Genomic DNA, 20973 nt, shown 5'->3' on the forward strand with positions numbered 1-20973 from the left:
AACTGTCGAGACCGGAACAAGCGGGGCTCTCAGCGCCGCCAGGGAAGAAGTTGGACCAGATGGAAACGCAGAATATCCGCATCAGGCTGAAGGCATTCGATCACCGTGTGCTCGACGCGGCGACCGGTGAAATTGCCGATACCGCCAAGCGCACGGGCGCTGATGTGCGCGGTCCGATTCCGCTTCCGACCCGGATCGAAAAATTCACTGTGAACCGCTCGCCGCACGTCGACAAGAAGTCGCGGGAGCAGTTCGAAGTCAGGACGTACAAGAGGCTTCTCGATATCGTGAAGCCGACGCCGCAAACCGTCGATGCTCTGATGAAGCTCGACCTTGCGGCGGGTGTGGATGTGGAAATCAAGCTCCAGGGCTGATTTCCGCGAATGTCGTGGCAAGCCCCTGAGAACGGCAATTGTTGTTCGACGGGGCCTCTGTTGAAGGAATGGAAATGCGAACCGGCGTAATCGCCAGGAAGATGGGCATGACCCGTCTTTTCCGTGAGGATGGGGTCCATGTGCCCGTCACGGTCCTGGCCCTCGAGAATTGCCAGGTTGTTGCCCAGAAGACGGCTGATCGCGACGGTTATGTCGCAGTTCAGCTCGGCTCCGGCAGCGCCAAGGCCAAGAACCTTACCAAGCCCGAGCGTGGCCACTTCGCCAAGGCTGAAGTCGAGCCCAAGGCCATACTTGCTGAATTTTCCGTTGCCGAGGATGCGCTCGTTGATGTCGGCGCCCGTATCGGCGCCGATCACTTCCTCGTTGGCCAGCTTGTCGACGTGACGGGTGCGACGCAGGGCAAGGGCTTTGCTGGCGCCATGAAGCGCTGGGGCTTCGGAGGTCTTCGTGCCACCCACGGTGTTTCGGTTTCGCACCGTTCGCATGGTTCGACCGGTCAGCGCCAGGATCCGGGCAAGGTCTTCAAGAACAAGAAGATGGCCGGTCACATGGGTGATCGTAACCGCACCCAGCAGAATCTCGAGATCGTGATGACCGATCCTGAGCGCGACCTGCTTTTCGTTCGTGGTTCCGTCCCCGGTTCCAAGGGTGGCTGGCTGCTCGTGCGCGACTCCGTAAAGGTCGCCCGCCCGGCTGATGTGCCCTATCCCGCCGCAATCAGGTCTGCTGTCGCCGAAACGCCTGCCGCCGAGGCTCCGGCCGTCGAAACCCCGGCTGAGGAGCAAGCGTGATGAAGGTTCAGGTCAAGACACTCTCAGCCTCGGACGCTGGCGAACTGACGCTCAACCCCGAGATCTTTGATCTCGATCCGCGCGCCGATATCCTGCACCGCGTTGTTACCTGGCAACTCGAGAAGCGCCGCGGCACCGCCCGCGCCGCCAAGGAGCGTTCGGACGTTTCGCGTACGGGCAAGAAGTTTGGTCGCCAGAAGGGTGGTGGCACCGCCCGTCACGGCAACCGTGCTGCGCCGCAGTTCATCGGTGGCGGCAAGGCTCACGGTCCGCGCGTTCGTGACTTCAACCCCAGCCTGAACAAGAAGGTTCGTGCGCTGGGCCTGAAGATCGCGCTGAGCGCCAAGGCCCGTGACGGCAAGTTGCTCGTCCTCGACAATCTGGCGCTCGATGCTGCCAAGACGAAATCGCTCAAGGACAGCCTTGCCAAGCTTGGCGTCTCCAGCGGCCTTTTCATCGATGGTTCCGCCGTCGACGTAAACTTCGCGCTTGCCAGCCGCAATCTCCACAAGGTGGATGTGCTGCCGGCTGTCGGTGCGAATGTCTATGACATCCTGAACCATGACCATCTGGTGCTGACGCGCGCCGCGGTCGAAAGCCTGGAGGCGCGTTTCAATGGCTAAGGCCCCCGAAGCGATCGACCTGAAGCACTTTGACGTGGTGGTGAAGCCCATCATCACCGAGAAGTCGACCATGGTCGGTGAATATAACCAGCTGGTTTTCGAAGTGGCCAAGACCGCTTCGAAGCCGGAAATCAAGGCGGCGGTCGAGGCGCTGTTCAACGTCAAGGTGACGGCTGTGAACACCCTCGTCCAGAAGGGCAAGACCAAGCGCTGGCGTGGCAAGCCCTATCGCCGTTCTGACGCCAAGAAGGCAATCGTGACTCTGGCCGAAGGCCAGTCGATCGATGTGACGACGGGGATCTGAGCGCCATGGCACTGAAAACCTACAACCCGACGAGCCCGGCCCGGCGTGGGCTTGTGCTCGTCGACCGCTCGGCGCTCTGGAAGGGCAAGCCTGTCAAGGCGCTGACCGAAGGCAAGAGCAAGTCCGGTGGCCGCAACAACATGGGCCATGCGACTGCTCGCGGCATCGGTGGCGGCCACAAGCAGAAGTACCGGATCGTCGACTTCAAACGGCGCACCTGGGACGTTCCCGCCACGGTCGAGCGCCTCGAGTATGACCCGAACCGTTCCGCCTTCATCGCGCTGATCACCTATCCTGACGGTAATCAGGCCTACATCCTGGCTCCGCAGCGTCTTGCCCCCGGCGACAGCGTCGTCGCTGGCAAGAAGACCGACGTAAAGCCCGGTAATGCCATGGAAATCGGCCAGATGCCGGTTGGCACCATCGTGCACAATGTCGAGCTGAAGCCCGGCAAGGGCGGTCAGCTGGCCCGCGCTGCCGGGACCTTCATTCAGGTTGTCGGCCGCGACCGTGGCATGGTCATCATCCGCCTCAACTCCGGTGAGCAGCGGTATGTTCGCGCCGAGTGCATGGCGACCGTTGGTGCCGTCTCGAACCCGGACAACAGCAACCAGACGCTTGCCAAGGCTGGTCGCAAGCGCTGGCTCGGCGTTCGCCCGCTGACCCGTGGTGTTGCGAAGAACCCGGTTGACCACCCGCATGGCGGTGGTGAAGGCCGGACCTCGGGTGGCCGTCATCCGGTCACGCCGTGGGGCAAGCCGACCAAGGGGGCGAAGACCCGCTCGAACAAGGCGACGGACAACATGATCATCCGTTCCCGCCACGCGAAGAAGAAGAGGTAAGCGATGGCACGTTCCGTCTGGAAGGGTCCGTTCGTCGACCTGCACCTGCTGAAGAAGGTGGAATCCGGAGCCAAGGGTCCGATCAAGACCTGGTCGCGCCGCTCCACCATCCTCCCCCAGTTCGTTGGTCATACGTTCAACGTGTACAACGGCAGAAAGTTCGTCCCCGTCTCCGTTTCCGAAGAGATGGTTGGCATGAAGCTCGGCGAGTTCGCGCCCACGCGCACTTTCCCCGGCCACGCTGCCGACAAGAAGTCGAAGAGGTAAGCTCGATGTCGAAACCCCAAGCAGGTCGCAAGGTTGGCGAGCGTGAAGCGCTCGCTGTCGCGACCACCGTTCGCGGTTCGCCTTACAAGCTGAACCTCGTCGCCGGTCTGATCCGCGGCAAGAAGGCCGAGGAAGCCATCACCGCGCTCGCCTTCTCCCGCAAGGCTATGGCCGTGGACGTGAAGAAGTGCCTTCAGTCCGCAATTGCCAATGCTGAAAACAACCATAACCTTGACGTGGACCGTCTGTGGGTTAAGGAAGCCAGCGTCGGCAAGGCGATCACCATGAAACGCTTCGCGACCCGTGCCCGTGGTCGCTCCAGCCGCATCATCAAGCCGTTCAGCCGCCTGCGCATCATTGTGCAGGAGCGTGACATCAACCAGGAGGCAGGCGAGTAACATGGGTCAGAAGACTTCACCCATCGGCCTCAGGCTGCAGATCAACCGTACCTGGGATTCGCGCTGGTATGCGACTGGCGATGAATATGGCCGCCTCCTGCTTGAGGATCTGAAGATCCGGCAGTTCATCCAGAAGGCCCACCCACAGGCTGCGATTTCCAAGGTTGTCATCGAGCGGCCGGCTAAGCTTGCCCGCGTCAGTGTCTATGCCGCACGCCCCGGCGTGATCATCGGCAAGAAGGGCGCCGATATCGACAAGCTGAAGAAGCAGATCCAGAAGATGACCAAGAGCGAAGTTTCGCTCAACATCGTCGAGATCCGCAAGCCTGAAATCGATGCCAAGCTTGTTGCACAGAGTGTGGCTGACCAGCTTGAGCGTCGCGTTGCCTTCCGTCGTGCCATGAAGCGTGCCGTTCAATCGGCGCTTCGGCTCGGCGCAGAGGGGATCAAGATCACCTGTTCCGGCCGTCTGGGCGGGGCGGAGATTGCGCGTATCGAGTGGTACCGCGAAGGTCGTGTGCCGCTGCACACCCTGCGTGCCAATGTCGACTATGCAGAGGCCCAGGCGCACACCGCCTATGGTGTCAGCGGTGTCAAGGTCTGGATCTTCAAGGGTGAGATCCTCGGCCACGACCCGATGGCCCAGGACCGGCTCATGATGGAATCCCAAACGTCGGGAGTGCGCCCCGCCCGATAAGCGACGCGATACACGCGTCGCCTTATCGGGGGGCCAATCCCTGTCTGAAGGCGAGACAAGATGCTGCAACCGAAACGGACCAAGTTCCGCAAGGCCTTCAAGGGCCGTATCCATGGGGATGCCAAGGGCGGCACCCAGTTGAATTTTGGCGCCTATGGCCTGAAGGCCCTTGCGCCCGAACGGATCACTGCCCGCCAGATCGAAAGCGCCCGTCGCGCGATCACCCGCTACATGAAGCGTCAGGGACGCCTCTGGATCCGGATCTTCCCGGACGTTCCTGTTTCGAGCAAGCCCGCCGAAGTCCGCATGGGCTCCGGCAAGGGGTCGCCCGAATTCTGGGCCGCCCGCGTGAAGCCGGGCCGGATCATGTTCGAGATTGACGGTGTGAGCCATGAAATTGCTGCCGGTGCCTTCGAGCGTGCTGCAGCCAAGCTCCCCATCAAAGTGAAGATGGTCACCCGACTGGGTGAGCAGAAGGAAGGCTGAGCCAATGGCCAAGACTGATTACAAGGCCCGCTCCGACGCAGACCTTGCGAATGACCTGCAGGCGCTGAAGCGCGAGCAGCTCAACCTTCGCTTCCAGGCCGCTACGCAGCAGCTCGAGAAGGCAACCCGCGTGCGCGAGGTGCGTCGTGCCATCGCCCGCATCCAGACCGAACAGAATGCCCGGGCCAAGGCCCAGGCCACGCAGGCTTAAGGAGGCCCCATGCCCAAGCGCGTGCTTCAGGGGACCGTGGTCTCCGACAAGACCGACAAGACGGTGGTCGTGCTCGTGGAGCGGAAGGTTCCGCACCCCCTCTACGGCAAGATCATCCGCCGCTCGAAGAAATATCATGCCCATGATGAAGCCAATTCCGTGAAGGAAGGCGATGTCGTGCGGATCGAGGAATGTGCGCCTGTCTCCAAGCTGAAGACCTGGCGTGTGCTGGAAAAGGTGAGCTGACATGATCCAGATGCAGACAAATCTGGATGTCGCCGACAATTCGGGCGCCAAGCGCGTGATGTGCATCAAGGTGCTCGGCGGCTCCAAGCGTCGCTTTGCCGGTGTGGGTGACGTGATTGTTGTTTCCGTCAAGGAGGCATCCCCGCGTGGCCGCGTCAAGAAGGGCGACGTGCACCGCGCTGTCGTCGTTCGCACCGCCAAGGACATACGCCGCGCTGACGGTTCGGTGATCCGTTTCGATGGTAATGCTGCTGTTCTCATCAACAAGAACGAGGAGCCAATCGGCACCCGTATTTTTGGCCCTGTTGTCCGCGAACTGCGCTCGACCGGCCATATGAAGATCATCAGCCTGGCGCCGGAGGTTCTCTGACATGTCGATGGCGAAAATCCGCAAGGGTGACCGCGTTGTGGTTCTTGCCGGCAAGGACAAGGGCCGCGAAGGCGAAGTGCTGCGTTCCATGCCGAAGGATGGGAAGGTGATCGTCTCGGGCATCAACATGATTGCCCGTCACACCAAGCCGAGCCAGTCGGACCCGGAAGGCGGTATCAAGCGGCGCGAGGCGCCGATTCATGTTTCAAACGTGGCCATCAAGGATCCGCAGACGGGCAAGGCCGCCCGTGTCGGTTTTGAGGTGCGCGACGGCAAGAAGGTGCGGGTCCTGAAGGGCTCGGGCGAGGTGCTCAATGGCTAACGAACGCGTGAAGCCCCGCATGCAGACACTCTATGAAGAGAGCGTCAAGGCTGCGATGACCTCCGAATTCGGGTATGCAAACCCGATGCAGGTCCCCAGGATCGAGAAGGTCGTGATCAACATGGGTGTCGGTGAAGCCACCCAGGACAAGAAGAAGGTGGAAGTCGCGCTTGCCGAGATGATGGCTATCGCCGGCCAGAAGCCTGTGGTCACCAAGGCCAAGAAATCCATCGCGCAGTTCAAGCTTCGCGAAGGCATGCCCATTGGCTGCAAGGTGACCCTGCGCCGTGACCGCATGTATGAATTCCTCGACCGTCTCATCACGATCGCCCTGCCGCGCGTGAAGGACTTCCGGGGCGTTAACCCGAAGAGCTTCGACGGCCGTGGAAACTATGCCATGGGTCTGAAAGAGCAGATTGTCTTCCCCGAGATCAGCTACGACAAGATCGACAAGATCCGCGGCATGGACATCATCATCACCACCACGGCGAAGACGGACGACGAGGCGCGCGCGCTTCTGCGCCACTTCGGCATGCCCTTCATTGGCGACGCGGAAGCGCGCCAGCAGGCTGCGGCCTGAGCGGACAAGGAACTTAAGTCATGGCGAAACTGAGTTCTGTGAACAAGAACGAACGGCGCAAGGCGCTGGTGAAGCAGTATGCGGCGAAATTCGAGAAGCTGAAGGCTATCGCGAATGACGAGAGCCGCGACGAGGGCGAGCGCCTTATGGCTCGCCTAAAGATGGCGGAACTTCCGCGCAATGCAAATCCGACGCGCGTTCGGAACCGCTGCGAACTGACTGGCCGCTCGCGTGGCTATTATCGCAAGTTCAAGCTGTCGCGCGTGATGCTTCGGGAACTGGCCAACAAAGGCCTTATCCCCGGCGTCACCAAGTCGAGCTGGTAAGGGCCGCCGCACATGAACATGACCGATCCCCTGGGTGACATGCTTACCCGTATCCGCAACGGCCAGTCCGCCAGGAAGGACAGCGTGCTTACGCCTGCGTCCCGCCTGCGGGCCAACGTTCTCGATGTTCTGCAGCGCGAAGGCTATATTCGTGGCTACAGCAAGGAAGAGACGGGCGGCCCCACGCCGACCATCCGCATCGAACTGAAATATTTCGAAGGTCAGCCGGCCATTCAGCACGTTTCGCGTGTGTCCAAGCCCGGCCGCCGTGTCTATGCCGGTGCGCAGTCCCTGCCCCGCGTAAAGAACGGCCTCGGAATCACCATCGTTTCCACGCCCAAGGGCGTTCTCTCCGACGCGGAAGCCCGCGTCGAGAACGTCGGCGGCGAAGTTCTCTGCCAGGTGTTCTGATATGTCGCGGATTGGAAAGAAGCCCGTCATGATGCCTGCCGGCGTGTCCGCAGCCATCAACGAAGGCATCATCGAGGTGAAGGGCCCGAAGGGTTCGCTCTCGATGCCGCTCGTCAACGATATCAGCTATGAGATCGAAGGCCAGGAAATCCGTGTGAATCCTGCCAACGAAACCAAGCGCGCACGTGCCTTCTGGGGCATGCAGCGCACCATGGTCTCGAACCTGGTCGTCGGCGTTTCCGATGGATTCACGAAGGTGCTGGAAATCACCGGCGTCGGCTATCGTGCTTCAGTCCAGGGTTCGACCCTGAAGCTGCAGCTCGGTTTCAGCCATGACGTCGAGTATCCCATCCCGGCCGGCATCACGATCAAGACGCCCGACCAGACGACTGTCGAGATTTCCGGATCCGATCGACAGAAGGTTGGCCAGGTCGCTGCCGAGATCCGTCGCTGGCGCAAGCCCGAACCCTACAAGGGCAAGGGTATCAAGTATCGCGGCGAATTCATCTTCCGCAAGGAAGGGAAGAAGAAGTAATGGTGAAGCATCTCTCCCCCTTCGAGGCCCGTCGCCGCCGCGTGCGGACTGCGCTTCTTTCCAAGTCCGCCGGGCGTCCGCGCCTTTCGGTGCATCGTTCCCAGCAGCATATCTATGCGCAGGTCATCGACGACAATGCCGGACGCACGCTGGCATCGGCCTCCACCCTTGAAAAGGATTTCGAGGGTTCGGGCGCCACTGTCGCGGCCGCTGCCGCCATCGGCAAGCTTCTGGCCGAGCGCGCCAAGGCTGCCGGTGTCGGCAAGGTTGTGTTCGATCGTGGTGGCTTCATCTTCCACGGCCGGGTTAAGGCGCTGGCGGATGCTGCCCGCGAGGGCGGACTGGAGTTCTGAGATGACCGACGAAACGAACCAAATCCAGGCGCCTGCCGCCGAAGGAACCACCGAAGAACGCCGTGGCCGCGATGGCGAACGCCGTGGCCGTGGCCCTGGTCGTGGTCGTGGTGGTGAACGTGGTGGTCGCGATGGCGACCGTCGCCGCCGTGACCCGCGTGCAACCGAGGGCGATGATGGCCAGGAGCTGATCGAAAAGCTCGTCCACATCAACCGCGTCTCCAAGACGGTGAAGGGCGGAAAGCGCTTCGGCTTTGCGGCTCTGGTGGTCGTCGGTGACGGCAAGGGCCGCGTCGGCTTTGGCCACGGGAAGGCCCGCGAAGTGCCGGAAGCCATTTCCAAGGCGACGGCTGCTGCGAAGAAGGCCATGATCCGCGTTGCGCTGCGTGAGGGCCGCACCCTGCACCATGATGGCTATGGCCATTTCGGCGCTGGCAAGGTGCATGTGCGCTCGGCGACGGCCGGTACCGGCATCATCGCCGGTGGTCCCATGCGCGCCGTTTTCGAATCGCTGGGCATCGCGGACGTCGTGTCCAAGTCCACCGGTTCCAACAACCCCTACAACATGGTGCGTGCGACCTTCGCAGCGCTCGAAGGCCAGACGAGTCCGCGCTCGGTTGCCCAGCGGCGTGGCAAGAAAGTTGCCGACCTGCTGGCCCGCCGTGGCGACATCAGCCACGCGCAGGCCCAGGCCGACGCCGACGCGCAAGTCGCCTGAGGAGAGTGACCAATGGCTGAGGTTAAGACCATCAAGGTGACGCAGACCGGCTCTCCGATCCGCCGCACCCAGGACCAGCGGGCCACCCTAATCGGGCTCGGCCTCAACAAGATGCATCGCACCCGCGAGCTTCAGGATACCCCGGAAGTTCGTGGAATGATTGCAAAGGTGCGGCATATGGTGAAGGTGGAAGACTGAGGTCTTCCACTTCCTCCAGCGCGAAAACAGCGAAAGCGAGTGCTATGAAGCTTAATGAAATCAGGGACAATGCCGGCGCACGCAAGGACAGTGTCCGCGTCGGTCGTGGCATCGGCTCCGGGCTCGGCAAGACTGCCGGTCGTGGCCAGAAGGGCCAGAAGAGCCGTTCGGGTGTCGCCATCAAGGGCTTTGAGGGCGGCCAGATGCCCCTTCACATGCGCCTTCCCAAGCGCGGCTTCAACAAGCCGAACCGTGCCGAGTACAGCGAAGTCAACATCGGCGCGCTGCAGCGCGCTGTCGATGCCGGCAAGATCGACGCTGGCGCCAGTCTCGACGTTGCAGCGCTTCAGGCTGCCGGCCTTGTCACCCAGCCGCGCGACGGTGTCCGCCTGCTTGGCAAGGGCGAACTCAGCGTCAAGCTGAACCTGACCGTTGCCGGCGTGACCAAGGCTGCCCGCGCGGCCGTGGAAGCTGCTGGTGGCTCGGTCACCGTTCCCGCAAAGACTGCGGCCAAGGACTGATCCTGGCTTCCGGAGCCCGCATGATGTGGCCCTGGCTGCATCTTGCGGGCTTCCCATTTCCGGGGCCCCAGCCTAAATCGGCCCCTTCAAGGGTTGCAGCCCCCCAGGGCATTTCCGCCGCGACCCATGTTTAGGATGACGAGATGGCAACGGCCTCCGATACGCTTGCCCAGAATCTGAGCTTCGCCAATTTTTCCAAGGCGACCGAACTCAAGAAGCGCCTGTGGTTCACCATTGGCGCTCTCATTGTCTTCCGGCTCTGTTCGTTCGTGCCGATTCCGGGCATCGACCCGATTGCGCTCGACCAGCTGTTCAACCGGACGGCCGGCGGCATGCTCGACTTCTTCAACATGTTCTCGGGTGGCGCACTCGAGCGCATGTCGATCATCGCGCTCGGCATCATGCCCTACATCACGGCCTCTATCGTGGTGCAGCTCATGGGCTCCATCTACGAGCCATGGAAAGCGCTGAAGAAGGAAGGCGAGAGTGGGCGCAAGAAGCTGAACCAGTACACCCGCTTCGGCACCGTCGTCCTCACCATCTTCCAGGGCTATGGCATTGCCGTCGGCCTCGAAAGCTGGGGCGCCGGGGATGCCACCTCTGCTGTGATCGATCCGGGCTGGTTCTTCCGCATCAGCACCATCATCACGCTTCTGGGCGGCACCATGTTCCTGATGTGGCTGGGTGAGCAGATCACCAGCCGCGGAATTGGCAATGGCATTTCGCTCATCATCATGGCCGGTATCGTCGCCCAGCTCCCGACTGCGATCGGCGGTCTTTTCGAGCAGGGTCGCACGGGGGCGATTTCCATCGGCTTCATCATCACCATCCTCGCGCTCGCGCTGGCAGTCGTCGCTTTCATCTGCCTGATGGAGCGCGCGCAGCGCCGGATTCCCATCCAGTATCCCAAGCGTCAGGTCGGGAGCCGGATGTTCCAGGGCGACAGCTCGCACCTGCCGCTGAAGATCAACACCTCGGGCGTCATCCCGCCGATCTTCGCGTCCTCGCTTCTTCTGTTGCCGCTGACCATTGCGCAGTTCATGGGCCAGGAGGGCGGGCCTGACTGGCTTATCACCGTCACCACCTCGCTTCAGCATGGCGCGCCGCTTTACATGCTGCTTTATGCAGCCGGCATCATCTTCTTCAGCTTCTTCTACACCGCCGTTGTGTTCAACCCCGACGAGACGGCTGACAATCTGAAGAAATATGGCGGCTTCGTTCCGGGCATCCGCCCCGGTGAGAAGACGGCGACCTATCTCGATTTCGTGCTTACCCGGATCACGGTCGTTGGAGCGGCCTATCTGACGCTCGTCTGCCTTCTGCCGGAGTTTCTGATCAGCCAGATGGCCGTTCCTTTCTATCTCGGCGGCACGTCGCTTCTCATTGTCGTGAACGTCACGATGGACACGGTTGCCCAGATCCAGGGGCATATGCTTGCACACCAGTATGAAGGCCTGATCAAGAAGGCGAAGCTCAGGGGAGGACGTCGTTGAGCACTGAAGCACAAGCCGGCAAGGGTTCGCACGGCCTCAACATCATTCTCCTTGGCCCTCCGGGCGCCGGCAAGGGCACGCAGGCGGCACGCCTTGTCGAAGAGCGAGGCATGGTCCAGCTTTCGACAGGCGACATGCTGCGCGCGGCGGTAAAGGCGGATACGCCCCTGGGTCGCGAAGCCAGGCTAGTCATGGACAGGGGCGAACTCATTTCGGATGAAATCGTGTCCGGCCTCATCGGCGAGGCGCTGGACCGGATTCCGCTTTCGACTGGCGTCATCTTCGATGGATATCCGCGCACGGCCGAGCAGGCCGTGAGCCTTGACCGCCTCCTTGCCGAGCGCGGGCGTACGCTGGATCATGTGATCGAACTGGCTGTCGACGAGGACGCCCTCGTCGATCGTATCACGGGCCGCTTTTCCTGTGCCCAATGTGGCGCCGGTTATCACGACCGTCACAAGTTGCCCGCGCGCTCCGGCGTCTGCGACGCCTGCGGATCGACGGATTTCAAGCGCCGCCCCGATGACAATGAAGACACGGTGCGAACCCGCATGGCCGAATATCGCGGCAAGACGGCGCCCATCCTTCCCATCTTCGACGCGCGTGGCATAGTCCGGCGGGTCGATGGCATGGCGAGCATGGAGCATGTTGCCGAAGCCATTTCGGATATTCTCGGGCAGCATTGATCCGGGGTGTTTGCCAGCCAGTCTGGCGGCGGAATCCGGGACGGCGCTTTTCATCGGCACCCGGGTAGATGCATCCATCAGGGGCAGGGCGCTTCAGGCGCTCCTGCCTTGACAAGGCCGGTAGTCGCCGATAGTAGCGCGCATTCCGATTCCCGAGTGGTCTGCAATTTTCACTGGTCTCGTCCGGTGATTCTTGCCTGCCATCCGGAAACAAGGCGACGCAAGGAGATGGGGTGCCCGGCCCAAGGCCCCCCGTGGAGCAGGAGTAGTTTGTGGCACGTATTGCAGGGGTGAACATCCCCACCAACAAGCGCGTTGAAATCGCGCTCACCTATATTCACGGCATCGGCCGTACCCGCGCCCGGGAAATCACCCAGAAGCTGGGCTTTGCGCCCGAGCGTCGGGTGCAGGACCTGACCGACGCCGAGGTGCTGCAGATCCGCGAGGCCATCGATGCCGGCTATGTCGTCGAAGGTGACCTTCGCCGCGAAACGGCGATGAGCATCAAGCGCCTCATGGACCTCGCCTGCTACCGTGGTCTTCGCCACCGCAAGGGCCTCCCGGTCCGCGGTCAGCGCACCCACACCAACGCCCGCACCCGCAAGGGCAAGGCCAAGCCGATCGCAGGGAAGAAGAAGTAATGGCACGCGCACCCGAACGGTTGAAGCGCCGCGAGCGCAAGAACATCACCGCTGGCGTCGCGCATGTGAATGCCAGCTTCAACAACACCATGATCACCATCACCGACGCGCAGGGCAATGCCATTGCATGGTCGTCTGCCGGCACCATGGGTTTCAAGGGCAGCCGCAAGTCCACTCCCTATGCAGCTCAGGTTGCTGCGGAAGACGCCGGCAAGAAGGCCGCCGAACATGGCGTGCGGACCCTCGAAGTCGAGGTGAAGGGGCCGGGTTCCGGCCGTGAATCGGCTCTGCGCGCCCTGCAGGCAGTCGGTTTCCAGATCACGTCCATCCGCGATGTCACGTCCATCCCGCACAACGGGGTGCGTCCGCCGAAGCGGCGCCGGGTCTGACGACGGGCATGAGCGGGCCGGTGGCGCAAGCTGTCGGCCCGGCAAGCGCGTAACGCGCGCGACACGGAATGAAATCAAGTGCGGCGGCTCCCGACGGGGGGTCCGCCGCCAAGCCGAAGGTGAACAAGCGTGTCAGCAGCCTATGCGAAGAACTGGCAGGAACTGAAAAAGCCGAACGCGCTGGAGGTGAAATCCGGCGGGCGTTCGAAGAAGGTCTTCGTTGCCGAACCGCTCGAGCGCGGGTTCGGTCTCACGCTGGGCAATGCGCTCCGGCGTGTTCTGCTTTCGAGCCTTCAGGGTGCTGCTGTCACCGCCATCAAGATCGACAGCGCGCTGCATGAATTTTCGTCCCTTCCCGGTGTCCGGGAGGATGTGACCGACATCGTGCTCAACGTAAAGCAGGTGGTTGTGAAGATGCAGGGCGACCAGCCCAAGCGTCTGCAGCTGTCTGCCACCGGCCCCGGGGAAGTCACTGCAGGACAGATCGCAGTCACTGGGGACATCGAGATCTCCAATCCTGAGATGGTGATCTGCACCCTCGACGAAGACGCGACCTTCAACATGGAGCTGACGGTCCAGACCGGCAAGGGTTATGTGCCCGCAGCCCAGAACCGCCCGGCCGATGCACCGATCGGGCTGATTCCGGTTGACGCGATCTTCTCGCCGGTGCGCCAGGTGGCCTACAAGGTCGAGCCGACCCGCGTCGGTCAGGACCTTGACTATGACAAGCTGACCCTGACGGTCGAGACGGACGGCTCGGTCAATCCTGAAGATGCCGTGGCCTATGCCGCGCGCATCCTGCAGGACCAGCTTCAGCTCTTCATCAACTTCGAGGAACCTGCAGCTCGCCCGGCCGCACCGGCTCCGGTTGTCGGCGAAGCCGAGGAAGAGCCCGGCGACATCATGATGAACCGCAACCTTCTGAAGAAGGTGGACGAACTCGAACTGTCCGTGCGGTCGGCCAATTGCCTGAAGAACGACAACATCATCTACATTGGCGATCTCGTCCAGAAGTCGGAACCGGAAATGCTCCGCACTCCGAACTTCGGTCGCAAGTCGCTGAATGAAATCAAGGAAGTGCTTGCCTCGATGGGCCTGCGCCTCGGCATGGACATCCCCGGATGGCCACCGGAAAACATCGAGGAACTGGCGAAGAAGCTGGAACAGGAATTCTAAGGCCTTTTCCGGGCCGCTGCCTGCCACGGATGTGGAGGCGGCGGCCCAGGCTTTCATCGCATGCCCGAAGCGCTCCGGGCCAAAGGAGCGTGGACCGGGGTACCTTGCACGGCCCCCGTACGAACCGGAGAAGAAGAAATGCGTCACAGGATTGCCCATCGCAAGCTCGGCCGTACCACCGAGCACCGCATCGCGATGCTGAAGAACATGTCTGCCTCGCTGATCAAGCATGAGCAGATCATCACCACGCTTCCCAAGGCAAAGGAGCTGCGTCCCTATGTCGAGAAGCTGGTGACTCTGGCAAAGAAGGGCGGCCTTTCCAACCGTCGCCTCGCCATTGCCCGCCTGCAGGACGACACGCAGATCCAGAAGCTGTTCGACGTTATCGCACCGCGCTACGCTGATCGTCCGGGCGGATATGTCCGCGTGCTGAAGGCTGGCTTCCGTGCCTCCGATCAGGCGCCCATGGCCGTGATCGAGTTTGTCGACCGCGACGTGTCGGCCAAGGGCCAGGATTCCGGCCCGGTCGAAGCGGCCGAGACCGAAGCCTGATCGTCAGGTTTGTCCCGGTCTCCGGCCGGGACAGCGATTGCATTGGAAAGCCCTCTCCGCTCAGGCGGGGAGGGTTTTTTCCTGGCGCCGGGTCTGCGCTATCGGTCGCGGGGGGCTTCGAAAGCATCGCGACAGGCTGTAAGGCACTCTGGCCTGGCATGGGCCAGACCCATGTCCGCAACGCCGAGGGAGCCCTGCCGATGCCGCCTGCACCCATGTCCTTCACCTTCACCTACGGGCCGCGTGTCATTGCGGGGGCTGGGGTTGCGGCACAGCTGGCGGATCATGCGCCGGAAGGCCCCTTGCTGTTTGTCACCGATTCCGCCCTTCTGGGCCTCGGGCTTCCGCGTTCCGCACTGGCGGCGCTCCGCAAGGCCGGCCATGAGCTTGTGATCTTCGATGCGGTGGAGGCCGACCCGTCAGCCGCCACGATCATGGCGGCGGTCGAGGCGGGCAGGGCAGCCGGCGTTACCGGCGTCATCGGCTTCGGTGGCGGCTCGCCCATGGACGTTGCAAAGCTTGCCGCCTGCCTTCTGGGCGGCGAGGAAAGCCTAGATACCATCTATGGCGTCGACATGGCGCGCGGGCCGCGCCTGCCGCTGCTGCTGGTGCCGACAACCGCCGGCACCGGTTCAGAGGCAACGCCCATCTCCATCGTCACGGTCGGCGGCAGCGAGAAGAAGGGCGTCGTCTCGCCTGTCCTGCTTGCCGATGTCTCGCTTCTCGATGCCGGGCTCACCACGGGGCTTCCGCGTCATGTCACGGCCGCCACCGGCATCGATGCGATGGTTCACGCCATCGAGGCCTATACATCGGCGCGGCTGAAGAACCCTTTGTCCGATGCGCTGGCGCGTGAAGCCCTGCGGCTGCTGTCGGCCAATCTGCTGACAGCCTGCAACGAGCCTGACAACCTCGCCGCGCGCGAGGCAATGCTGCTGGGCAGCCATCTTGCCGGCGTTGCCTTTGCCAATGCGCCGGTGGGCGGCGTGCATGCCCTGGCCTATCCGCTCGGCGGGCATTTCCATGTGCCGCACGGCCATTCCAACGCCCTGATGCTGCGGCAGGTCCTGCATCACAACCTGCCCGGCGCATCGGGCCTTTATGCCGAACTTGGTGCGGCAATCGGGGTTGAAGGCGGCGCTACGGGCTTCATTGCGGCACTTGACCATATGATGCGCGAAACCGGCCTGCCGCTCGATCTCGCCGCAGTCGGCATCGGCCACAACCAGTTGCCGCTTCTTGCCGCCGAGGCGATGAAGCAGCAGCGCCTTCTCATCAACAACCCCGTTCCCATTGCCGAGGCCGATGCGCTCGGCCTTTATGAACGGGCATGGCAGGGAATTGCCGCATGATCGAACGCACCCCGTTGCGCGGGCGCCGCCACTATCGCGCCTGGCGCCCCATCTCCACCCGCTGGATGGACAATGACATCTACGGCCATGTGAACAATGTGGTCTATTACAGCTGGTTCGATACGGCCGTGAACGCCTGGCTGGTCGAGCAGGGGATGCTCGACATGGAGCATGGCGAGCTGATCGGCCTCGTCGTCGAGACAGGGTGCACCTATGCGCGGCCGGTTTCCTTTCCGGCCGAAGTCCAGGCGGGAATCGCCGTCAGCCGCATCGGGCGCAGTTCGGTGCGCTACGAGATCGGGCTGTTCACCGAGGGCGCCGCCGATCCGGCGGCCCAGGGCTTCTTCGTGCATGTCTATGTCGACCGGCAGAGCCGCCGCCCGCGCGAACTGCCCGAGGGCTGGCGGCGCAAGCTGGAGACGATCCTGGCCAATGAAGGCTGGTGATGCTGATCCCGCGCCAGACGCCTTCACCACTCTAGCCGAGGGCGGGGGAATGGCGTAAGGGCGCGGCATGTCCGTTTCCGCAGAAGCCAGCGCCAACACCATCCTTATCCTCGACTTCGGCAGCCAGGTCACGCAGCTGATCGCCCGCCGGGTGCGCGAGGCCCATGTCTATTGCGAGGTCGTGCCCTTCCACGGCGCCGCAGCCGCCCTTGAGCGGCTTTCGCCGAAGGGGATCATCCTTTCTGGCGGGCCGGCCAGCGTCACGGAGGCGACAAGCCCGGCGCTTCCCCCTCAGGTGCTGGAAGCGGGCGTTCCCGTGCTCGGCATCTGCTATGGCCAGCAGGCGCTGGTGCAGGCGCTGGGCGGCCGGGTCCTGCCGGGCACGACGCGCGAATTCGGTCGCGCCGAGGTCGATGTCGTTGCGCCCTGCGGCCTGTTCGAGGGCGTGTGGGCGCATGGCAGCCGCCATCTGGTGTGGATGAGCCATGGCGACCGGGTGGAAAGCCTGCCCGAGGGTTTCGACGTCGTCGCGCGCTCCGAGGGCGCACCGTTCGCCTTCATCGCCAACGAAGCCCGGCGCATCTATGGCGTGCAATTCCACCCCGAAGTGGTGCACACGCCCGATGGACGGGCGCTGATCGAGAATTTCGTGCTGCGCGTTGCCGGAGCGAGGCCGGTATGGAGCATGGCGAGCTTCCGTGAAACGAAGATCGCGGAAATCCGCCGCCAGGTGGGGCAGGGCAAGGTGATCTGCGGCCTGTCCGGCGGGGTCGATTCTGCGGTTGCGGCTGTCCTCATCCACGAGGCCATCGGCGACCAGCTGACCTGCGTGTTCGTGGATCACGGCCTGATGCGCCTCAACGAGGCAGAGCAGGTCGTCACGCTCTTCCGCGATCACTACAACATCCCTCTCGTCGCCGTGGACGCCAGCGACACCTTCCTGGGTGGCCTTGCCGGCGTGACCGACCCGGAGGCCAAGCGCAAGTTCATCGGCAAGACCTTCATCGACGTGTTCGAAGCCGAAGCGAAGACGATCGGCGGCGCTAAGTTCCTGGCCCAGGGCACGCTCTACCCGGACGTGATCGAAAGCGTGAGCTTCACCGGCGGGCCGAGCGTGACGATCAAGTCGCACCACAATGTCGGCGGCCTGCCCGAGCGCATGGACATGGAACTGGTGGAGCCGCTGCGCGAGCTGTTCAAGGATGAGGTGCGCGCCCTTGGCCGCGAACTGGGCCTGCCCGACGCCTTCGTCGGCCGCCATCCCTTCCCCGGCCCGGGCCTTGCCATCCGTATTCCCGGCGAAGTGACCCGCGAAGCCTGCGACGTGCTTCGCCAGGCCGACGCCATCTACCTTGAGGAAATCCGCGCCGCCGGCCTCTATGACGAGATCTGGCAGGCCTTCGCCGTGCTGCTGCCTGTGCGCACAGTTGGCGTCATGGGCGACGGCCGCACCTACGACAAGGTCTGCGCCCTGCGCGCCGTGACCTCGGTCGACGGCATGACGGCTGACATCTACCCCTTCGAGCCAGCCTTCCTCGCCCGCGTTGCGACCCGCATCGTCAACGAGGTGAAGGGCATCAACCGAGTCGTCTATGACTTTACCTCGAAGCCGCCCGGCACGATCGAGTGGGAGTGACGGGCACTGGCTGGCAATGTCTAGCAACGGCAGGCATTTCGGCTGAGGGTAAAAGAACTTTCCGCTAAGCGATAGACTGTATGTAAACACAGTATTGCAAGGACGCGGAACATGCCTCATGTGGCGGCCAGGACGGCCAGCCGGGATCGGGATACTGGTCGTTACCAGAGCCACCGACCCGAGCAAACCCTTCTCTATCAGATCGTTGACGAGTATTACCCGGCATTCGCTGCGCTTATGGCAGAGCAGGGAAAGGAATTGCCGGGCTATGTGCAACGGGAATTTGAAGAATTTCTCCAATGCGGGCGGCTGGAGCATGGCTTTCTACGGGTTCGCTGCGAGTCTTGCCACGCCGAGCACCTGGTCGCTTTCAGCTGTAAGCGTCGCGGTTTCTGCCCGAGCTGTGGGGCGCGGCGGATGGCCGAAAGTGCCGCCTTGCTGGTTGATGAAGTACTGCCTGAACAACCCATGCGTCAGTGGGTGTTGAGCTTCCCGTTTCAGCTGCGTTTCCTGTTTGCCAGCCGGCCCGAGATCATGGGGTGGGTGCTGGGCATCGTTTACCGCGTCATTGCCACGCACCTGGTCAAGAAAGCGGGCCATACCCACCAAGTGGCCAAGACGGGCGCGGTCACCCTGATCCAGCGTTTTGGATCGGCGCTCAATCTGAATGTTCACTTCCACATGCTGTTTCTCGACGGTGTGTATGTCGAGCAATCCCACGGCTCAGCGCGTTTCCGCTGGGTCAAGGCGCCGACCAGCCCAGAGCTCACCCAGCTGACGCACACCATCGCCCACCGGGTGGGTCGCTATCTGGAACGGCAAGGCCTGCTGGAACGGGATGTCGAAAACAGCTATCTGGCCTCGGATGCGGTGGATGACGACCCGATGACACCCCTGCTGGGGCACTCGATCACTTACCGTATCGCTGTCGGTTCACAGGCGGGGCGAAAGGTGTTCACTTTGCAAACTCTGCCGACCAGTGGTGATCCGTTCGGTGACGGGATTGGCAAGGTAGCCGGGTCCAGCCTGCACGCCGGCGTGGCGGCCAGGGCCGATGAACGCAAGAAGCTCGAACGGCTGTGCCGGTACATCAGCCGCCCGGCGGTATCCGAGAAGCGGCTGTCGTTAACACGAGGCGGCAACGTGCGCTACCAGCTCAAGACGCCGTACCGGGACGGCACCACGCACGTCATTTTCGAACCATTGGATTTCATTGCAAGGCTGGCCGCCCTGGTACCGAAGCCCAGAGTCAACCTAACCCGCTTCCACGGGGTGTTCGCACCCAACAGTCGGCACCGGGCGTTGGTCACGCCGGCAAAACGGGGCAGGGGCAACAAGGTCAGGGTGGCTGATGAACCGGCAACACCAGCACAACGGCGAGCGTCGATGACATGGGCGCAACGGCTCAAGCGTGTTTTCAATATCGACATCGAGACCTGCAGCGGCTGCGGCGGCGCCATGAAAGTCATCGCCTGCATTGAAGACCCTATAGTGATCAAGCAGATCCTTGATCACCTGAAGCACAAAGCCGAAACCAGCGGGACCAGGGCGTTACCCGAAAGCCGGGCGCCACCGGCTGAGCTGCTCCTGGGTCTGTTTGACTGACGAGCCTGAAGGCCAACGATACCAATCAAAATGCTGCGTTCACAGCGCCGCGGCAGGGATCCGCCGTGCTGGTTGTCGGAAAAGGAGCCGCTAGTGGGAAAGAGGAGGGTAAATTTTCAGCGTTGCTGGCTCCCCGTCAGCCGGATTGGGTTGCATCGCAGGGGTGTCGAAAGAGTCAACTGCGGTCCAAAGCTGTTGGACTTGGGTGAAAAGGGCGTTTATTCTTCCTATACGTTGTCGGCAGCGGGCCAAAAAGGAATACGTCCATGCCCATCGAGGTGAAACCGGCTGTGAGCGCGGGTTCAAGCATATAGCCCGACAGGCGCGTATCCTTGCCGATCACGACACGATGGCGGTGGTCACCGCGACGAAAGACACGGCCAGCCGCCATGCCGACGCGCAAGGCGGTTTCCGCCGTCATCGCGCCTTCGTTGGCTTTGCCACGAATACCGTCTGTGCCGAAATATTTGCGCACCATAAGGTCGATTATCCTGTCGTCGGGTCGCCCTCAAAGGGGACATGCCTGCTGAACCGCGAATATAGAGAAATATCCCGAATGTGCAGTTAACGAATTCTTGCGGTTTCTTTCAGCGCCGCCAATACCGCCAGCCCGTCGCGCAAGGGGCGCGGCTCGTGTGTGCGGATGAAGTCAGCTCCACCTGCGGCGGCGGCAAGCTCTGCAGCGAGTGTCGCGGCCCCGACATCCCCCGGACCACGGCCTGTGAGCGCGCGCAGAAAGGATTTGCGCGAAACAGACAGAAGCACCGGCAAATCGAAGCGCAGCCGCAATTCATCGAACCGCGCCAGCACCGAGAGCGAGGTTTCGGGAGCAGCCCCCAGAAAAAACCCCATGCCGGGATCAAGGACAAGGCGGTTGCGTTTGATACCGGCACCCGTCAGCGCCGCGATGCGCGCGTCAAAGAACGCCGCAATGTGATCCATGATGTCGCCAGCGGGTGCCTCGCGCCGATCTGCCTGCCCGTCTTGCACCGAATGCATAACGACGAGTTTGGCAGATGATTTCGCCAATTGCGGATAGAACGCAGCGTCTGGAAAACCGCGAATATCATTGAGATAGGCCACACCACGCGACAAGGCATAGGCTTGCGTCGCGGGTTGATAACTGTCGAGCGAGACGGGAATGCCATCTGCCTTGAGCGCGTCCAGCACCGGCGCGATACGCGCGATTTCTGTGTCGGACGAAACAGGCGCGGCGTCGGGATTGCTGGATGCCGGACCGAGGTCGATCACATCTGCCCCCTCGGCCATCAGCTTACGCGCCTGCGCAATGGCTGCGTCTGGCGCCAGATACCGGCCTCCATCGGAGAAACTGTCCGAGGTTATGTTGACGATGCCGAAAATGATGAGCGATTTATTCATGGGGGCTTCTATAATAATAATAA

Annotated in this window: 32 protein-coding genes and 1 pseudogene; 31 read left to right on the forward strand and 2 right to left on the reverse strand. The window is 62.4% G+C overall.

Translation table 11 applies throughout. The features are described 5' to 3' along the window. The first annotated feature begins 59 nt into the window (after positions 1–59). The 31 genes from rpsJ (at position 60) to ACUJ46_RS03510 (ending at position 19570) form a co-directional block, all read left to right on the forward strand. The gene (rpsJ, locus tag ACUJ46_RS03360; protein ID WP_140927701.1) at positions 60–374 is read left to right on the forward strand and encodes a 30S ribosomal protein S10; all 315 of its coding nucleotides are present in this window, start codon (positions 60–62) and stop codon (positions 372–374) included. A gap of 74 nt (positions 375–448) precedes the next feature. After that, positions 449–1186, forward strand: a complete 738-nt coding sequence (gene rplC / locus ACUJ46_RS03365; RefSeq protein ID WP_445389027.1) for a 50S ribosomal protein L3 — start codon at positions 449–451, stop codon at positions 1184–1186. Next, the gene (rplD, locus tag ACUJ46_RS03370; RefSeq protein WP_445389527.1) at positions 1186–1809 is read left to right on the forward strand and encodes a 50S ribosomal protein L4; all 624 of its coding nucleotides are present in this window, start codon (positions 1186–1188) and stop codon (positions 1807–1809) included. The genes rplC and rplD overlap by 1 nt, the downstream gene beginning before the upstream one ends. Beyond that, positions 1802–2113 (forward strand): 50S ribosomal protein L23, encoded by a 312-nt coding sequence (locus ACUJ46_RS03375; protein ID WP_445389028.1) that lies wholly within the window; start codon positions 1802–1804, stop codon positions 2111–2113. The genes rplD and ACUJ46_RS03375 overlap by 8 nt, the downstream gene beginning before the upstream one ends. Before the next feature lie 5 nt (positions 2114–2118). Beyond that, entirely contained in the window at positions 2119–2955 is an 837-nt protein-coding gene (gene rplB / locus ACUJ46_RS03380; protein WP_445389029.1) for a 50S ribosomal protein L2, read from the forward strand. Positions 2956–2958: 3 nt separating this feature from the next. Then, on the forward strand, positions 2959–3222 hold the full coding sequence (rpsS, locus tag ACUJ46_RS03385) for a 30S ribosomal protein S19 (RefSeq protein WP_445389030.1): 264 nt from the start codon (positions 2959–2961) through the stop codon (positions 3220–3222). Between the two features lie 5 nt (positions 3223–3227). Next, complete coding sequence (rplV, locus tag ACUJ46_RS03390; RefSeq protein ID WP_445389031.1) at positions 3228–3620, forward strand: 50S ribosomal protein L22; 393 nt, start codon at positions 3228–3230, stop codon at positions 3618–3620. A 1-nt stretch (position 3621) separates the two neighbouring features. Beyond that, the gene (gene rpsC, locus ACUJ46_RS03395; RefSeq protein ID WP_445389032.1) at positions 3622–4317 is read left to right on the forward strand and encodes a 30S ribosomal protein S3; all 696 of its coding nucleotides are present in this window, start codon (positions 3622–3624) and stop codon (positions 4315–4317) included. A 60-nt stretch (positions 4318–4377) separates the two neighbouring features. Further along, on the forward strand, positions 4378–4803 hold the full coding sequence (gene rplP / locus ACUJ46_RS03400) for a 50S ribosomal protein L16 (RefSeq protein ID WP_445389033.1): 426 nt from the start codon (positions 4378–4380) through the stop codon (positions 4801–4803). Positions 4804–4807: 4 nt separating this feature from the next. Beyond that, positions 4808–5014, forward strand: a complete 207-nt coding sequence (gene rpmC, locus ACUJ46_RS03405) for a 50S ribosomal protein L29 (RefSeq protein ID WP_445389034.1) — start codon at positions 4808–4810, stop codon at positions 5012–5014. Between the two features lie 9 nt (positions 5015–5023). Further along, positions 5024–5260: a 30S ribosomal protein S17 gene (gene rpsQ / locus ACUJ46_RS03410; RefSeq protein WP_445389035.1), complete on the forward strand. Its 237-nt coding sequence runs from the start codon at positions 5024–5026 to the stop codon at positions 5258–5260. A 1-nt stretch (position 5261) separates the two neighbouring features. After that, on the forward strand, positions 5262–5630 hold the full coding sequence (gene rplN / locus ACUJ46_RS03415; RefSeq protein WP_445389036.1) for a 50S ribosomal protein L14: 369 nt from the start codon (positions 5262–5264) through the stop codon (positions 5628–5630). Between the two features lies 1 nt (position 5631). Then, the gene (gene rplX / locus ACUJ46_RS03420) at positions 5632–5952 is read left to right on the forward strand and encodes a 50S ribosomal protein L24 (protein WP_445389037.1); all 321 of its coding nucleotides are present in this window, start codon (positions 5632–5634) and stop codon (positions 5950–5952) included. Continuing rightward, positions 5945–6532 (forward strand): 50S ribosomal protein L5, encoded by a 588-nt coding sequence (gene rplE, locus ACUJ46_RS03425; protein WP_445389038.1) that lies wholly within the window; start codon positions 5945–5947, stop codon positions 6530–6532. The genes rplX and rplE overlap by 8 nt, the downstream gene beginning before the upstream one ends. A 20-nt stretch (positions 6533–6552) precedes the next feature. Continuing rightward, positions 6553–6858, forward strand: a complete 306-nt coding sequence (gene rpsN, locus ACUJ46_RS03430; RefSeq protein WP_445389039.1) for a 30S ribosomal protein S14 — start codon at positions 6553–6555, stop codon at positions 6856–6858. A 12-nt stretch (positions 6859–6870) separates the two neighbouring features. Then, positions 6871–7269, forward strand: coding sequence for a 30S ribosomal protein S8 (gene rpsH, locus ACUJ46_RS03435; protein WP_445389040.1), 399 nt, complete (start codon positions 6871–6873; stop codon positions 7267–7269). A 1-nt stretch (position 7270) separates the two neighbouring features. Continuing rightward, complete coding sequence (rplF, locus tag ACUJ46_RS03440) at positions 7271–7804, forward strand: 50S ribosomal protein L6 (protein WP_445389041.1); 534 nt, start codon at positions 7271–7273, stop codon at positions 7802–7804. Next, complete coding sequence (rplR, locus tag ACUJ46_RS03445) at positions 7804–8157, forward strand: 50S ribosomal protein L18 (RefSeq protein WP_445389042.1); 354 nt, start codon at positions 7804–7806, stop codon at positions 8155–8157. Before rplF ends, rplR begins: the two co-directional genes overlap by 1 nt. Before the next feature lies 1 nt (position 8158). Beyond that, the gene (gene rpsE / locus ACUJ46_RS03450; RefSeq protein ID WP_445389043.1) at positions 8159–8875 is read left to right on the forward strand and encodes a 30S ribosomal protein S5; all 717 of its coding nucleotides are present in this window, start codon (positions 8159–8161) and stop codon (positions 8873–8875) included. A gap of 12 nt (positions 8876–8887) precedes the next feature. After that, complete coding sequence (gene rpmD / locus ACUJ46_RS03455) at positions 8888–9073, forward strand: 50S ribosomal protein L30 (protein WP_445389044.1); 186 nt, start codon at positions 8888–8890, stop codon at positions 9071–9073. 44 nt (positions 9074–9117) lie between these two features. Beyond that, positions 9118–9594, forward strand: a complete 477-nt coding sequence (gene rplO, locus ACUJ46_RS03460) for a 50S ribosomal protein L15 (RefSeq protein ID WP_445389045.1) — start codon at positions 9118–9120, stop codon at positions 9592–9594. A 143-nt stretch (positions 9595–9737) separates the two neighbouring features. After that, positions 9738–11087: a preprotein translocase subunit SecY gene (gene secY, locus ACUJ46_RS03465; RefSeq protein ID WP_445389046.1), complete on the forward strand. Its 1350-nt coding sequence runs from the start codon at positions 9738–9740 to the stop codon at positions 11085–11087. Then, a complete protein-coding gene (locus tag ACUJ46_RS03470; protein WP_445389047.1) occupies positions 11084–11773 on the forward strand; it encodes an adenylate kinase in 690 nt (229 codons plus the stop codon). The genes secY and ACUJ46_RS03470 overlap by 4 nt, the downstream gene beginning before the upstream one ends. A 272-nt stretch (positions 11774–12045) precedes the next feature. Next, complete coding sequence (rpsM, locus tag ACUJ46_RS03475) at positions 12046–12414, forward strand: 30S ribosomal protein S13 (protein ID WP_445389048.1); 369 nt, start codon at positions 12046–12048, stop codon at positions 12412–12414. Beyond that, positions 12414–12803, forward strand: a complete 390-nt coding sequence (gene rpsK, locus ACUJ46_RS03480) for a 30S ribosomal protein S11 (RefSeq protein ID WP_199553356.1) — start codon at positions 12414–12416, stop codon at positions 12801–12803. The genes rpsM and rpsK overlap by 1 nt, the downstream gene beginning before the upstream one ends. A gap of 129 nt (positions 12804–12932) precedes the next feature. Continuing rightward, positions 12933–13979, forward strand: a complete 1047-nt coding sequence (locus tag ACUJ46_RS03485) for a DNA-directed RNA polymerase subunit alpha (RefSeq protein WP_445389049.1) — start codon at positions 12933–12935, stop codon at positions 13977–13979. A gap of 138 nt (positions 13980–14117) precedes the next feature. Next, a complete protein-coding gene (rplQ, locus tag ACUJ46_RS03490) occupies positions 14118–14531 on the forward strand; it encodes a 50S ribosomal protein L17 (RefSeq protein ID WP_445389050.1) in 414 nt (137 codons plus the stop codon). Positions 14532–14689: 158 nt separating this feature from the next. Continuing rightward, complete coding sequence (locus tag ACUJ46_RS03495) at positions 14690–15883, forward strand: iron-containing alcohol dehydrogenase (RefSeq protein WP_445389051.1); 1194 nt, start codon at positions 14690–14692, stop codon at positions 15881–15883. Then, positions 15880–16329: an acyl-CoA thioesterase gene (locus ACUJ46_RS03500; RefSeq protein ID WP_445389052.1), complete on the forward strand. Its 450-nt coding sequence runs from the start codon at positions 15880–15882 to the stop codon at positions 16327–16329. The genes ACUJ46_RS03495 and ACUJ46_RS03500 overlap by 4 nt, the downstream gene beginning before the upstream one ends. 67 nt (positions 16330–16396) lie before the next feature. Next, on the forward strand, positions 16397–17965 hold the full coding sequence (gene guaA, locus ACUJ46_RS03505; RefSeq protein WP_445389053.1) for a glutamine-hydrolyzing GMP synthase: 1569 nt from the start codon (positions 16397–16399) through the stop codon (positions 17963–17965). Positions 17966–18076: 111 nt separating this feature from the next. Next, on the forward strand, positions 18077–19570 hold the full coding sequence (locus tag ACUJ46_RS03510; RefSeq protein WP_001120888.1) for an IS91-like element ISCR2 family transposase: 1494 nt from the start codon (positions 18077–18079) through the stop codon (positions 19568–19570). Between the two features lie 235 nt (positions 19571–19805). Here the strand turns inward: ACUJ46_RS03510 and ACUJ46_RS03515 are convergent. Then, positions 19806–20048 (reverse strand): annotated as a pseudogene (locus ACUJ46_RS03515) (phosphoglucosamine mutase); the annotation flags it as partial. An 86-nt stretch (positions 20049–20134) separates the two neighbouring features. Then, positions 20135–20950 (reverse strand): sulfonamide-resistant dihydropteroate synthase Sul2, encoded by an 816-nt coding sequence (gene sul2 / locus ACUJ46_RS03520; protein ID WP_001043260.1) that lies wholly within the window; start codon positions 20948–20950, stop codon positions 20135–20137. Between the last annotated feature and the right edge of the window lie 23 nt (positions 20951–20973).

The organism is Sandaracinobacteroides sp. A072, from assembly GCF_052616365.1.

Bases quoted from the DNA above. Each gene is read 5' to 3' on its own strand.
- rpsJ (WP_140927701.1), top strand. From the start codon at position 60: ATGGAAACGCAGAATATCCGCATCAGGCTGAAGGCATTCGATCACCGT.
- rplC (WP_445389027.1), top strand. From the start codon at position 449: ATGCGAACCGGCGTAATCGCCAGGAAGATGGGCATGACCCGTCTTTTC.
- rplD (WP_445389527.1), top strand. From the start codon at position 1,186: ATGAAGGTTCAGGTCAAGACACTCTCAGCCTCGGACGCTGGCGAACTG.
- ACUJ46_RS03375 (WP_445389028.1), top strand. From the start codon at position 1,802: ATGGCTAAGGCCCCCGAAGCGATCGACCTGAAGCACTTTGACGTGGTG.
- rplB (WP_445389029.1), top strand. From the start codon at position 2,119: ATGGCACTGAAAACCTACAACCCGACGAGCCCGGCCCGGCGTGGGCTT.
- rpsS (WP_445389030.1), top strand. From the start codon at position 2,959: ATGGCACGTTCCGTCTGGAAGGGTCCGTTCGTCGACCTGCACCTGCTG.
- rplV (WP_445389031.1), top strand. From the start codon at position 3,228: ATGTCGAAACCCCAAGCAGGTCGCAAGGTTGGCGAGCGTGAAGCGCTC.
- rpsC (WP_445389032.1), top strand. From the start codon at position 3,622: ATGGGTCAGAAGACTTCACCCATCGGCCTCAGGCTGCAGATCAACCGT.
- rplP (WP_445389033.1), top strand. From the start codon at position 4,378: ATGCTGCAACCGAAACGGACCAAGTTCCGCAAGGCCTTCAAGGGCCGT.
- rpmC (WP_445389034.1), top strand. From the start codon at position 4,808: ATGGCCAAGACTGATTACAAGGCCCGCTCCGACGCAGACCTTGCGAAT.
- rpsQ (WP_445389035.1), top strand. From the start codon at position 5,024: ATGCCCAAGCGCGTGCTTCAGGGGACCGTGGTCTCCGACAAGACCGAC.
- rplN (WP_445389036.1), top strand. From the start codon at position 5,262: ATGATCCAGATGCAGACAAATCTGGATGTCGCCGACAATTCGGGCGCC.
- rplX (WP_445389037.1), top strand. From the start codon at position 5,632: ATGTCGATGGCGAAAATCCGCAAGGGTGACCGCGTTGTGGTTCTTGCC.
- rplE (WP_445389038.1), top strand. From the start codon at position 5,945: ATGGCTAACGAACGCGTGAAGCCCCGCATGCAGACACTCTATGAAGAG.
- rpsN (WP_445389039.1), top strand. From the start codon at position 6,553: ATGGCGAAACTGAGTTCTGTGAACAAGAACGAACGGCGCAAGGCGCTG.
- rpsH (WP_445389040.1), top strand. From the start codon at position 6,871: ATGAACATGACCGATCCCCTGGGTGACATGCTTACCCGTATCCGCAAC.
- rplF (WP_445389041.1), top strand. From the start codon at position 7,271: ATGTCGCGGATTGGAAAGAAGCCCGTCATGATGCCTGCCGGCGTGTCC.
- rplR (WP_445389042.1), top strand. From the start codon at position 7,804: ATGGTGAAGCATCTCTCCCCCTTCGAGGCCCGTCGCCGCCGCGTGCGG.
- rpsE (WP_445389043.1), top strand. From the start codon at position 8,159: ATGACCGACGAAACGAACCAAATCCAGGCGCCTGCCGCCGAAGGAACC.
- rpmD (WP_445389044.1), top strand. From the start codon at position 8,888: ATGGCTGAGGTTAAGACCATCAAGGTGACGCAGACCGGCTCTCCGATC.
- rplO (WP_445389045.1), top strand. From the start codon at position 9,118: ATGAAGCTTAATGAAATCAGGGACAATGCCGGCGCACGCAAGGACAGT.
- secY (WP_445389046.1), top strand. From the start codon at position 9,738: ATGGCAACGGCCTCCGATACGCTTGCCCAGAATCTGAGCTTCGCCAAT.
- rpsK (WP_199553356.1), top strand. From the start codon at position 12,414: ATGGCACGCGCACCCGAACGGTTGAAGCGCCGCGAGCGCAAGAACATC.
- rplQ (WP_445389050.1), top strand. From the start codon at position 14,118: ATGCGTCACAGGATTGCCCATCGCAAGCTCGGCCGTACCACCGAGCAC.
- ACUJ46_RS03495 (WP_445389051.1), top strand. From the start codon at position 14,690: ATGGGCCAGACCCATGTCCGCAACGCCGAGGGAGCCCTGCCGATGCCG.
- ACUJ46_RS03500 (WP_445389052.1), top strand. From the start codon at position 15,880: ATGATCGAACGCACCCCGTTGCGCGGGCGCCGCCACTATCGCGCCTGG.
- guaA (WP_445389053.1), top strand. From the start codon at position 16,397: ATGTCCGTTTCCGCAGAAGCCAGCGCCAACACCATCCTTATCCTCGAC.
- ACUJ46_RS03510 (WP_001120888.1), top strand. From the start codon at position 18,077: ATGCCTCATGTGGCGGCCAGGACGGCCAGCCGGGATCGGGATACTGGT.
- sul2 (WP_001043260.1), bottom strand. From the start codon at position 20,950: ATGAATAAATCGCTCATCATTTTCGGCATCGTCAACATAACCTCGGAC.